The sequence below is a fragment of the uncultured Limnohabitans sp. genome, assembly GCF_937889215.1.
Classification (GTDB): Bacteria; Pseudomonadota; Gammaproteobacteria; order Burkholderiales; family Burkholderiaceae_C; genus Limnohabitans_A.
Map to the genome: position 1 here is coordinate 1 of NZ_CALBEX010000177.1, position 10840 is coordinate 10840.

Annotated in this window: 11 protein-coding genes and 1 pseudogene; 9 read left to right on the forward strand and 3 right to left on the reverse strand. The window is 56.2% G+C overall.

What is annotated here, in order from left to right; genetic code table 11:
- Nucleotides 1-1786: heavy metal translocating P-type ATPase (locus Q0341_RS04565; RefSeq protein WP_299510883.1), on the reverse strand; the 1786-nt coding region annotated here is incomplete at its 3' end.
- A 66-nt stretch (nucleotides 1787-1852) separates the two neighbouring features.
- On the opposite strand from Q0341_RS04565, the gene Q0341_RS04570 reads away from it, so the two are divergent.
- From Q0341_RS04570 to minE, 8 genes are all read left to right on the forward strand, one after another.
- On the forward strand, nucleotides 1853-2050 hold the full coding sequence (locus Q0341_RS04570) for a cation transporter (protein ID WP_299510884.1): 198 nt from the start codon (nucleotides 1853-1855) through the stop codon (nucleotides 2048-2050).
- 49 nt (nucleotides 2051-2099) lie between these two features.
- Entirely contained in the window at nucleotides 2100-2294 is a 195-nt protein-coding gene (locus tag Q0341_RS04575; protein ID WP_299510885.1) for a DUF2892 domain-containing protein, read from the forward strand.
- A gap of 87 nt (nucleotides 2295-2381) precedes the next feature.
- Nucleotides 2382-2870 (forward strand): Spy/CpxP family protein refolding chaperone, encoded by a 489-nt coding sequence (locus Q0341_RS04580; RefSeq protein WP_299510886.1) that lies wholly within the window; start codon nucleotides 2382-2384, stop codon nucleotides 2868-2870.
- Nucleotides 2871-3009: 139 nt separating this feature from the next.
- On the forward strand, nucleotides 3010-3882 hold the full coding sequence (locus Q0341_RS04585; RefSeq protein WP_299510887.1) for a DUF2189 domain-containing protein: 873 nt from the start codon (nucleotides 3010-3012) through the stop codon (nucleotides 3880-3882).
- Nucleotides 3882-4091, forward strand: coding sequence for a DUF2788 domain-containing protein (locus Q0341_RS04590; protein ID WP_299510888.1), 210 nt, complete (start codon nucleotides 3882-3884; stop codon nucleotides 4089-4091). Before Q0341_RS04585 ends, Q0341_RS04590 begins: the two co-directional genes overlap by 1 nt.
- Nucleotides 4092-4377: 286 nt before the next feature.
- Nucleotides 4378-5142, forward strand: coding sequence for a septum site-determining protein MinC (minC, locus tag Q0341_RS04595; RefSeq protein WP_299510889.1), 765 nt, complete (start codon nucleotides 4378-4380; stop codon nucleotides 5140-5142).
- A 37-nt stretch (nucleotides 5143-5179) separates the two neighbouring features.
- Complete coding sequence (gene minD, locus Q0341_RS04600; protein WP_299510890.1) at nucleotides 5180-5995, forward strand: septum site-determining protein MinD; 816 nt, start codon at nucleotides 5180-5182, stop codon at nucleotides 5993-5995.
- Between the two features lie 3 nt (nucleotides 5996-5998).
- A complete protein-coding gene (gene minE / locus Q0341_RS04605) occupies nucleotides 5999-6259 on the forward strand; it encodes a cell division topological specificity factor MinE (protein WP_108329267.1) in 261 nt (86 codons plus the stop codon).
- A gap of 93 nt (nucleotides 6260-6352) precedes the next feature.
- Here minE and Q0341_RS04610 read toward each other — a convergent pair whose 3' ends face one another.
- On the reverse strand, nucleotides 6353-9889 hold the full coding sequence (locus Q0341_RS04610) for an indolepyruvate ferredoxin oxidoreductase family protein (RefSeq protein ID WP_299510891.1): 3537 nt from the start codon (nucleotides 9887-9889) through the stop codon (nucleotides 6353-6355).
- Between the two features lie 119 nt (nucleotides 9890-10008).
- Here Q0341_RS04610 and Q0341_RS04615 point away from each other — a divergent pair, with 119 nt between their 5' ends.
- Complete coding sequence (locus Q0341_RS04615; RefSeq protein ID WP_299510892.1) at nucleotides 10009-10476, forward strand: Lrp/AsnC family transcriptional regulator; 468 nt, start codon at nucleotides 10009-10011, stop codon at nucleotides 10474-10476.
- A 59-nt stretch (nucleotides 10477-10535) separates the two neighbouring features.
- On the opposite strand, the pseudogene Q0341_RS04620 reads toward Q0341_RS04615, so the two are convergent.
- Nucleotides 10536-10840: pseudogene (locus Q0341_RS04620) on the reverse strand (Glu/Leu/Phe/Val dehydrogenase); the annotation flags it as partial.

The window sequence follows — 10840 nt, forward strand, 5'->3', positions numbered from 1 at the left end:
GCAAGCCCAGGCGGCGTGCCATGGCTTCGGCGGCGGCTTGGTTGTCGCCCGAGATCATCACCAGCTTCAGACCCCGCTCGCGCAGTGCGGTCAAGGCCTGTGCGGCACCCGCTTTGGGCTCGTCGCCAAAACCCATGAGCAGCAGGGCTTGCAAGCCGGCTTGCGTGCGCTCAGCCAGTGCCGAAAGGCTGGCGCCTTGGGCCTGCAAGGCGCTGATGTCTGCTTGCCAAAGGCCCATGTCTAAGCCTTCTTCTTGCAACCAAGGCAGACTTCCCAGCAACACCAGCCGACCATCCAAGGTGGCGACCACGCCCTTGCCCGGAATGGCTTTCAAGTCTTGCGCGCTGGCGCCTTCCAAACCCAGCGCTTTGGCCGCATTGACCACCGCACGGGCCAGGGGGTGCTCGCTGCCGCTTTGCACGCGTGCGGCCAATTCCAACGCTTGCTGCGCGTCTTGTCCGGACGCCGACACATGGGCGATCAGCCGAGGTTGGCCCAATGTGAGCGTGCCGGTTTTGTCAAACGCAATGGTTTGCACGCGGTGCGCCAATTCCAACGCTTGTACGTCTTTGATCAAGATGCCATGTTTGGCCGCCACGCCGGTGCCGGCCATGATGGCCACCGGTGTGGCCAAGCCCAAGGCGCAAGGGCAGGCAATCACCAACACCGCCACCGCATGGATGAGCGCGGTTTCAAAATTGGCCCCCAACACCATCCAGGTGCCCAGCGTGAGCAGGGCGATCAGCAACACCACCGGCACAAACACTTCGGCCACTTTGTCGACCAAGCGCTGTATGGGCGCTTTGCCCGCTTGCGCGTCTTCCACCAAACGGATGATGTGCGACAGCACGGTCTCATGCCCCACGGCGGTGACGCGCATGCGCACACGCCCTTCGCCGTTGATGGAGCCACCGGTCAAGGCCGCGCCAGGTGCTTTGCCCACCGGCAAAGGCTCGCCTGTCAGCATGGATTCGTCGACCTGGGTTTGCCCTTCGACCAACTCGCCGTCGAGTGGAAAGCGTTCACCAGGCCGCACCACAATTTGGTCACCCACCAGAATTTCGTCCACGGGGACATCGACTTCGCCGTCTTCGCCCAGCCAATGCGCCTTGTCTGGGCGCAAGGCGTGCAAGGCACGGATGGCCTCGGTGGTCTGGCGCTTGGCACGCGTCTCCAGCCACTTGCCCAACATGACCAAGGTGATGACCACGGCCGAGCCTTCAAAGTACAGGTGCGGTGTGGTGCCATCTGTCGCCGTGAGCCACAACCAAACCGACAAGGCCCAGCCTGCGGTGGTGCCCAAGGACACCAACAAGTCCATGTTGCCGGTGAGCGCCTTCAGAGCGTGCCAGCCAGCTTTGTAAAAGCGAGCACCCAACACAAACTGCACTGGCGTGGCCAGCGCAAATTGCAACCAAGCAGGCAGCATCCAATGCAGCCCCCACACATCGCTGAGCATGGGCAACACCAACGGTGCCGTCAACACCAGGCCCACACCCACTGGCATGAAACCTTTCCATGTGCTGTGTTCGCTGGTGTCGGTTTGTGCTTCGGGTGTGCGGGGCTCGTAGCCGGCGTCGCGCACAGCGCGGCGCAGGCGTGCATCGGTCACATCGGGTGAGTTCACTTCGATCCGCGCCGATTCGGTGGCCAGGTTGACCGTCGCACCCAGCACACCCGGCATTTTTTGCAGCGCTCTTTCAACCCGCGCCACACACGATGCGCAGGTCATGCCGCCAATGCCGATGTCGTAAACGGTCGTTTGTTCTGTCTTGATGTGTGTCATGTCACGACGACCTTTTTTGGTCTATGCTTTCGTATGTCCCAAAGGGATCTGAACAAAGGGTAGATCATGAACCAAATTTTCAATGTTGAAGGCATGACCTGCGGGCATTGCGAAAAAGCGGTCACCAAAGCGGTGTTGGCGCTGGATGAAAAAGCCCGCGTCGTGATTGACCGCAGCACCAACCGCGTCGAAGTTGACTCCAGTCAAGCACGCGAAGCTTTGGCCAAAGCCATTGCCGATGAAGGCTACCGGGTCGCGGCTTGAAGCGCGCACTTTGAGGGCCACTTATTTCTAATCCAAAGGAGGACAGCACATGAAGTCCAATGTTGGCGGCATTGACCGCATGGTTCGCATCACACTGGGCGTGGTTTTGGTGGCACTTGCTGCCACACACACGGTCGGTGTTTGGGCTTGGTTGGGTCTGGTGCCTTTGGCCACGGGCCTATTGGGCCGGTGCCCGCCGTACAGCTTGCTCGGCATCAACACCTGCCGCAACAAAAACACCTGATCTTTACAAATCAGCTTCAAACGGCCATAAGCCGGATACATGGGCGAATCACACTGGCGGCATCCCATCAACCAAAGGATGTTTTCCATGAAATCGATTCGCAGCACCTTGATCGCCTCCGCTTTGATCGCTGGCTTGGCCAGCGCAGCATTGGCCCAAAACACACCCACCGACAGCCCTCATGCTGGCCGCATGGAAAAAATGCATGCGCAAAAAACCGAGCGCCACAACCAACATTTGACGGCTCTTAAAACCAAGCTCAACTTGCAAGCGACACAAGAGGCTTCTTGGACCCAGTTCACACAGTCCATGCAACACCCCGAGCACATGGCGCGGCCCGATCGTTCGACATTCGAAAAAATGACCACGCCCGAGCGTCTGGACCAGATGCAGGCGATGAAAACCGGGCATGACGCACAGATGCAAAAACGGACTGAAGCCACCAAAGTTTTTTATGCCAGCCTGAGTGCTGAACAAAAACAAGTTTTTGACCACGAAACGGCTCGGGTCATGAAAGGTCAAATGCACAGCATGAACCGTGGTGATGGAGAGGCGGGTCGCCATGGCAAACATTGATGGTTTGTCTCCATCGACCTGAAACACACTGATCAGGCTATTCAAGTTTTGTGTTGAACCCAAAAGACGGCCTCGGCCGTCTTTTGGCATTTGATACAGGTCAAGTTTTTTTACAAGGCCAGCGCGTAAGCTCGTTGGCATGAACCCCATTTCACCAGACCCCTCTTCGCGTCCACCCAGCGAACAAGGCCGTGCCACGCGATTGTTCTTGCCCGCCATCTGGCCCATTGACAACAAACAGCCTCTTTATTGGCTGTATCTGGGCCTGAGAGACATTTGCCATTCACCATGGTTGAGTTTGGCGCATGGCTTGGTCATGGCCCTCTGTGGTGGCCTCATCACTTGGCTGGCACACGACCGATTTTGGTTGCTGGCTGGAGCGGTCTCGGGGTTTTTGGTGGTAGCACCTGTGCTGGCCACCAGTCTGTATGCCATGAGCCGGGCCATTGAAAGAGAAGAGCCCGTCAATCTTCGTTTGCTTTTCAAAACCTGGACACGGTGGCAATCGCTGCGCAATAGCGAAGAGGTGAGTTATTGGTGCTTGGTGCGCTTTGGTTTGTTGCTGGCATTGGCAGGAACCGGCTGGATCCTGACTTCTTCGGCCCTGATCACCTTGTTGGCACCTGTGCCCATTCACACACCCATGGATTTCATTCGCCATGTGGTGCTGAGCCGCGAAAGTTATTTGTTTGAGCTCTGGCTGGCCTTGGGTGGCTTGATGGCAGCACCCGTTTTTGCGTCCAGTGTGGTGTCCATGCCTTTGCTGCTGGACCGACGAATGAACACTTTGCAAGCCGTATTGACCAGTTGGAAGGTGGTGCTGACGCATCCTGTCCCCATGGCTTTGTGGGCACTGCTGATCATGAGCCTGAGCATGGCGGGCATTTTGACGGTGTTTATCGGCCTGATTGTCATTGTGCCCATGCTGGGTCATGCTTCATGGCATGCCTACAAGGCCCTGGTCAACACTGAGGGAGTTCCTGAGCGCACCCCCGCAGAAGGGTCTGTGTGATGTGGAACTTCACCGAGGAGCAATTTGCCTGGTTTGGTCTGACCATTGGCGTGTCGGCTTTCATGCTGTACATGCTGTTCATCGTCTTGCAATTGGCTTGGGAGTCGAAAGCCGGCAAGTTTGGCACTTTCATTATCTTTTTGGGCTTGGCATTCGGCATGTTGGGCTTTGTGGCGAAAGGTGTCATCCAGTGGGTGATTGACCGGTAAAAAACCACCGGGATAAAGCTGTGGATAAAAATCATGGAAAACATGACTTATCCACAGCTTGGTCTGGTTTCTTGAAGTTGTTCATTTTGGCGTGACAGCAAAAAAGCAAGGTCACACACATGCTTAAAAATATCGCAAGTCCTTGTCAGCATTCAAAAAAATAGGCTTATCCACACACCAACGCGGCCCTTATTACTACCACTATTTAAAGATATAAAACTATAGAGAGATAACAAAAAAACAAGTGCGCTGTTAAGATTTGCGACTTTCCAACCCCAGCAGCACCATGGCGATCGTTTCAGAAGACCCTTCATTACCCTGTTGCGACATCAAAAGTGCCGATTTGTCTTTGGTGGCTTTGCTTCTCAAAACCACAGACATAGACGCCGTTTCCAAGGCATTGCAGCAACAACTGGCTCAAAGCCCTGGTTTTTTTGACCAGGACCCGGTTGTCATTGATGTCAGTGGCTTGGCGTTGGAGGCACATGAAACCATTGATCTTCATGCTTTGATGTCTGTGTTGCGTGAACATGCATTGGTGCCTTTGGCCATCAAAGGCGCTCATCAGGAGCTTTTGCAGCTCGCCAAGGGATTGGGCTTGGTGGATGCGTCCGATGCCCGTATACGTCGTTCTATGGCCGTTGTAGAGGCCAAGGTCACGCCGAGTGAACCTGTTAAACCAGCTGCCCTCGTGGAATTGCCTCTGGGTGCATTGGTCATCGACAAACCTTTGCGTTCAGGCCAACAGGTTTATGCCAAGGGCCGTGACCTCATCGTCTTGGCCATGGTCAATGCGGGCGCAGAGGTCATTGCCGATGGCTATATTCATGTGTATGCCACTTTGCGTGGCAAAGCCATCGCCGGTGCGCGTGGCAACACAGAGGCCCAAATATTCGCCTTGGTGATGGAGCCAGAACTGATTTCCATCGCCGGGGTTTACCGAACCAGTGAAAATGCTTTGCCAGCAGATGTTTTAGGCAAAGTGGCGCAGGTTTCTCTGCAGTCTGGGCCTGAAGGGGACAAGTTGTTGATTACCCCTTTGAAGCCTTGAAATTTGATTTTTAAATTTTGTCCAAGAAAGCGCATCCATGACGAAAATAGTTGTTGTGACTTCCGGCAAAGGTGGAGTGGGCAAGACCACAACCAGCGCCAGTTTTGCCACGGGTTTGGCCCTCAGGGGTTTCAAGACCGCCGTCATTGACTTCGACGTGGGCCTTCGCAATTTGGACCTGATCATGGGCTGCGAACGCCGTGTGGTGTACGACTTGATCAATGTGATTCAGGGCGAAGCCAATTTGAACCAAGCCCTCATCAAAGACAAACAATGTGACAACTTGTTTGTTTTGGCGGCTTCACAAACCCGCGACAAAGATGCTTTGTCCATTGAAGGTGTTGAGAAGGTTTTGAATGACTTGAGTGGCATGGGTTTCGAATACGTGGTGTGCGATTCACCTGCCGGCATTGAAACTGGCGCTTTGATGGCCATGCATTTTGCTGACGAGGCTTTGGTGGTGACCAATCCCGAGGTGTCGTCGGTGCGTGATTCGGATCGCATTTTGGGCATGCTGGGCAGCAAGACCAAACGTGCCATTGAAGGTTTGGAGCCGATCAAAGAACACCTGTTGATCACCCGTTACAACCCCAACCGGGTGGAAGAGGGGCAAATGTTGTCTCTGCAAGACATCCAAGACATCTTGCGCATCAAGCTGTTGGGTGTGATTCCAGAAAGCGAAAACGTTTTGCAGGCTTCTAACCAAGGAACGCCTGCCATTCACATGGCCAACACCGACGTATCCGAAGCCTACAAAGACGTGATCGACCGTTTTTTGGGTGAAGACAGACCTATGCGTTTCATTGAAGCGGAAAAAGTGGGTTTCTTCAAACGTTTGTTTGGAGGCAAGTAAACCATGTCCTTTCTTTCCTTCCTGTTGGGCGAAAAGAAGCAAACGGCCAGCGTGGCCAAAGAACGCCTGCAAATCATCCTGGCACATGAACGCAGCGGCCGCAATGCCGCTGAGCCTGATTACTTGCCAGACCTTCAGCGTGAACTGGTGGCGGTGATCAGCAAGTACATCAAAATCAATGTCGAAGACATCAAGGTCAACTTGGAGCGCCAGGACAACCTGGAAGTGCTCGAAGTGAAAATTGAACTGCCCGATTCACGCTAAAACTTGGTATTGCGGCTTTTCTGTGCCGCTGAGGCGGTGCTTAGCCACTGTGCTTTGAATCTCCATGGCCCTGCAAGCAGGACCATGGTTTTTTTATGGTTGGCCCAGGGAAGTCCACAAGGAACGCGCAGCGCGAATGTTGCGTTCTTTGACGTGCCCATAGCCTCTGATGTTTTCAGGGACTTGGGCCACTTTCACCGCATGCGCATGGGTTTGTTCTGACAGTTGCACCAAGCAGTTGTCGATGTGTTCCATGTATTCACGGATCAGAGCGCGTTCGGTCTGGCGCTCTTCGGTTTTGCCAAAGTAGTCCAGCTTGGTGCCGCGCAGACCTTTGAGTTTGGCAAGTATCTTGAAGCCTGTGAGCATGACAGGGCCAAACTTTTTCTTGACCAATTCACCTTGGCTGTTGCGCTTGGACCAAAGCGGTGGAGCCAAGTGGTAGTGAATCTTGAAGTCGCCTTCAAAACTGTTTTGGATGCGTTCTATGAAACCTGTTTGGGTGTGCAAACGGGCCACTTCGTATTCGTCTTTGTAGGCCATCAGACGGTAGAGCTGACGCGCCACCGTATCGCTCAACAGCGTTTTACCCAAAGGTGCTTCGGTGGCTTGTACGCGGGCCACAATGCCTTGGTAAAGCTGTGCATACGCCTTGTCTTGGTAATCGGTCAATCGGGCCATGCGGTCGGCGACAAGGTCTTCCAAAGACTCTCGCTTTTTAAATTGGATCAATTGCACGGGCCGCATGGTTTGCATGAGTGCGTCAAGTTGGTGCGCTGCGTGGCGGCCCCATTCGAAAGCGGCCAAGTTGTTTTTGACCTGCACATCGTTGAGCTCAATCGCCCGCACCAAAGATTCGCGACGCAAGGGCACCCAGCCTTTTTGCCAGGCGTAACCGAGCAGCATGGGGTTCACATAAATCGTGTCGCCCATGAGCTGCTTGGCAAGAGCATCTGCATCAAAAGCGCCAACGCCTGACGCACCAACTTGGGTGGCGATTTCGGCCACGCATTGTTCGGCTGGGTTCTGCCAATTGCCATTTTTTACAAAAGCTGCGGTGGGGGTGCTGTTGCTGTTCAAGGCCACATGGGTGCGACCGGCGCGCATGCGCAAAGTGGTTTCTTTGGAGGCACTGACAATGGGATCGCAACCGATGATCAGGTCGGCAGCGGCCATGCTCACACGGGTGGTTCGGATTTCGTCTTGGGTGTTGGCTACCAAAATGTGGCTCCAGGTCGCCCCCCCTTTTTGGGCAAGTCCTGCCGAGTCTTGTGTGACGATGCCTTTGCCTTCCATGTGCGCTGCCATGCCGAGCAGCTGGCCAATGGTGATGACGCCTGTACCGCCCACACCCGCCACCACCATGCCCCAAGGTTGGCCGATGACGGGCAGCTCAGGCTCGGGCAGTGCACCCAGCTTAGCTGGGTTTGGCGTGGCGCTGGTGGATGTGGCTTTCTTTTTGAAAGTACCGCCTTCTACCGTGACAAAGCTGGGGCAAAAACCTTTGAGGCAGCTGGTGTCTTTGTTGCAAGTGCTTTGGTTGATGGTGCGTTTGCGGCCCAAAGGGGTTTCAAGCGGCTCGACCGACAAGCAGTTGGATTGCACGCTGCAATCGCCGCAGCCTTCGCAGACTTCTTCGTTGATCATCACGCGCACGGCAGGGTCGACCATGGTGCCGCGTTTGCGGCGGCGGCGCTTTTCGGTGGCGCAGGTCTGGTCATAAATGATGACGGTGGTGCCTTTGATCTCCCGCATCTCGCGTTGAATGCGGTCAAGCTCGTCGCGGTGGTAGACACGCACGCCTTCGGCCAGAGCGACGCCTTCGTATTTTTCGGGCTCGTCGGTCACGACCACGGTGCGTTGAGCTCCTTCACCCTTCATGCTCATGGCGATCTGCACCACGCTGTGGCCCTCAGACCGTTCGCCGATGGCTTGGCCACCCGTCATGGCGACGGCGTCGTTGTACAAAATTTTGTAGGTGATGTTCACACCTGACGCCACACTTTGGCGCACGGCCAAGATGCCGCTGTGGAAATAGGTGCCATCTCCGATGTTGGCAAAAATGTGTTGGTCGGTGCTGAAGGGTTGCTGGCCGCTCCATGGCACCCCTTCGCCGCCCATCTGGGTAAAGCCCACGGTGCTGCGGTCCATCCAGATGCTCATGAAGTGACAGCCAATGCCGGCCATGGCGCGAGAGCCTTCAGGCACCTTGGTGGAGGTGTTGTGCGGACAGCCCGAGCAAAACCAGGGTGTGCGTTCAGCAGCTGCACCCAAGGTCAGGGTTTGCAATGACTTTTCTTTGGCGTCCAGAATGGCCAGGTGCGCGTCGATGCGGGCGGTTGTGTCGGCATCCACGCCCAGCTTTTTCAGGCGTTTGGCAATGGCCCGTGCAATCAATGCGGGTGTCAGGTCGGCGTTGGCCCGCAGCAAGGTGCGTCCTGTCGGATTGGACGTTGACCATTCGCCGCCCGAGGTGTCGCCATCGGCCTCGTCGAACTTGCCCACGATGGTGGGGCGCACATCGTCGCGCCAGTTGTAAAGCTCTTCCTTGAGTTGGTATTCGATGACTTGGCGTTTTTCTTCGACCACCAAAATCTCGCGCAGCCCGGTGGCGAACTCGCGGGTGGTTTGTGCTTCGAGGGGCCAAACCACACCCACTTTGTGGACCCGTATGCCCAAGCGTTGGCAGGTGGCGTCGTCCAGACCCAGATCAAGCAGGGCTTGGCGTGTGTCGTTGTAGGCCTTGCCACTGGCGATTAGGCCGAACCGATCGTTGGGGCCTTGGATGACGTTGTGGTTGAGCTTGTTGGCGCGGATGTAGGCCAGAGCCGCGTACCACTTGTAATCGAATAAACGCGCTTCTTGCTCCAGCGCGGTGTCTGGCCAGCGGATGTGCACACCGCCGGGCGGCATGACGAACTCGGGCAAGACAATTTGCACGCGCTCGGGGTCGATGTGGGCGGTGGCACTTGACTCAACGATCTCCTGAATCGTCTTCATGCCTGACCAGATGCCGGCAAAACGGCTCAGCGCTAAGGCGTGCAGGCCTTGGTCCAAGATGTCTTGCACACTCGCCGGGAAAAACACCGGCAGGCCACAGGCCTTAAAAATGTGGTCGCTCTGGTGCGCGGCGGTGGAGCTTTTGGCTACATGGTCATCGCCTGCCACCGCCAGCACGCCGCCCCAAGGTGTGGTGCCCGCCATGTTGGCGTGTTTGAAAACGTCAGAGCATCGGTCCACGCCGGGGCCTTTGCCGTACCAGATGCCGAATACGCCGTCGAACTTGTTGGTGCCCGGTGGCGCAAAGCCCAGTTGTTGCGTACCCCACAAGGCGGTGGCGGCCAACTCTTCGTTCACGCCGGGTTGGAACACGATGTGCTGGGCTTTGAGGTGGTCCTTGGCCTTCCACAGCGACTGGTCGTAACTGCCCAAGGGCGAGCCCCGGTAACCGCTGATGAAACCGGCGGTGTTTTTGCCTTGCAGGGCGTCGCGTTGGCGCTGCAGCATGGGCAGTTTGACCAAGGCCTGCACGCCGCTCATGAAGGCACGGCCCACATCGAGGCTGTATTTATCGTCCAGCGTCACGGTTTCCAGAGCCTGGCGAATCGATTCGGGCAAGGGGGCGTTCATGGTCTGTCCTGCGTCTTAAATGGAATGCACAGTGTAGGACGCCCCTGCGGACATGTGCTTGCTTTCGGCGACAGGATTTGCCCTATGATTTGAAAGAATCTTGCTCAAAGAGGCTTATTTTGGAAACACTGGACAAATTTGACTGGGCGATATTGAACGAACTGCAAAAGAATGGCCGCCTGACCAATGCCGAATTGGCGCAGCGGGTGGGTTTATCGGCCGCGCCGTGCTGGCGGCGGGTTCGGGCGCTCGAAGAGTCTGGCGTCATCAAAGGCTACCGCGCCGAAATCGATCGCCAAAAGGTGGGGCTGGATGTGCTGGCCTTTGTGCGGCTGGATGCCGAGCGCAACCGGGGCGACATCACGCGTCAATTGGAAGAAGCGATTCAGAAAATTCCCGAAGTGGTGTCTTGCCACTACATCAGCGGGACCGGCACCTTTGAGCTGCAGGTGGTCAGCAAGGACCTGAACACCTTCAGCCAGTTTGCGCGGGATGTGTTGCTCAATCTTCCCAATGTCAAGGACCTGCACACCAGCTTTTCTCTGGGCGAGGTCAAGGCCGCAGGGGCCTTGCCTTTGAGGACCTGAGGTAGCGGGGTGCTCAGCACTGCCCGTGCGAGCCCGGGCCTGTGAACAGACGCTGCTTGTCAGGGGTACAAACCCCGCAACTCACGCGCCTGCAGAATCCGAGAGCAGGCCACGATGAAGGTGGCGGTGCGCAAACTCACCCGGTGTTCGTCGGCCACTTGCCAGATGGCGGCAAAGGCTTCGCGCATGATGTGCACCAGGCGGGCATTGATTTCGTCTTCACTCCAGAAAAAACTGGAGAAATCCTGCACCCATTCGAAGTAGCTGACGGTGACGCCACCGGCGTTGGCGATCACATCGGGCACCACCAGAATGCCCCGTTCATGCAGGATGTCGTCGGCTTCGGGCGTGGTCGGCCCGTTGG

Bases quoted from the DNA above. Each gene is read 5' to 3' on its own strand.
- Q0341_RS04570 (WP_299510884.1), top strand. From the start codon at position 1,853: ATGAACCAAATTTTCAATGTTGAAGGCATGACCTGCGGGCATTGCGAA.
- Q0341_RS04575 (WP_299510885.1), top strand. From the start codon at position 2,100: ATGAAGTCCAATGTTGGCGGCATTGACCGCATGGTTCGCATCACACTG.
- Q0341_RS04580 (WP_299510886.1), top strand. From the start codon at position 2,382: ATGAAATCGATTCGCAGCACCTTGATCGCCTCCGCTTTGATCGCTGGC.
- Q0341_RS04585 (WP_299510887.1), top strand. From the start codon at position 3,010: ATGAACCCCATTTCACCAGACCCCTCTTCGCGTCCACCCAGCGAACAA.
- Q0341_RS04590 (WP_299510888.1), top strand. From the start codon at position 3,882: ATGTGGAACTTCACCGAGGAGCAATTTGCCTGGTTTGGTCTGACCATT.
- minC (WP_299510889.1), top strand. From the start codon at position 4,378: ATGGCGATCGTTTCAGAAGACCCTTCATTACCCTGTTGCGACATCAAA.
- minD (WP_299510890.1), top strand. From the start codon at position 5,180: ATGACGAAAATAGTTGTTGTGACTTCCGGCAAAGGTGGAGTGGGCAAG.
- minE (WP_108329267.1), top strand. From the start codon at position 5,999: ATGTCCTTTCTTTCCTTCCTGTTGGGCGAAAAGAAGCAAACGGCCAGC.
- Q0341_RS04610 (WP_299510891.1), bottom strand. From the start codon at position 9,889: ATGAACGCCCCCTTGCCCGAATCGATTCGCCAGGCTCTGGAAACCGTG.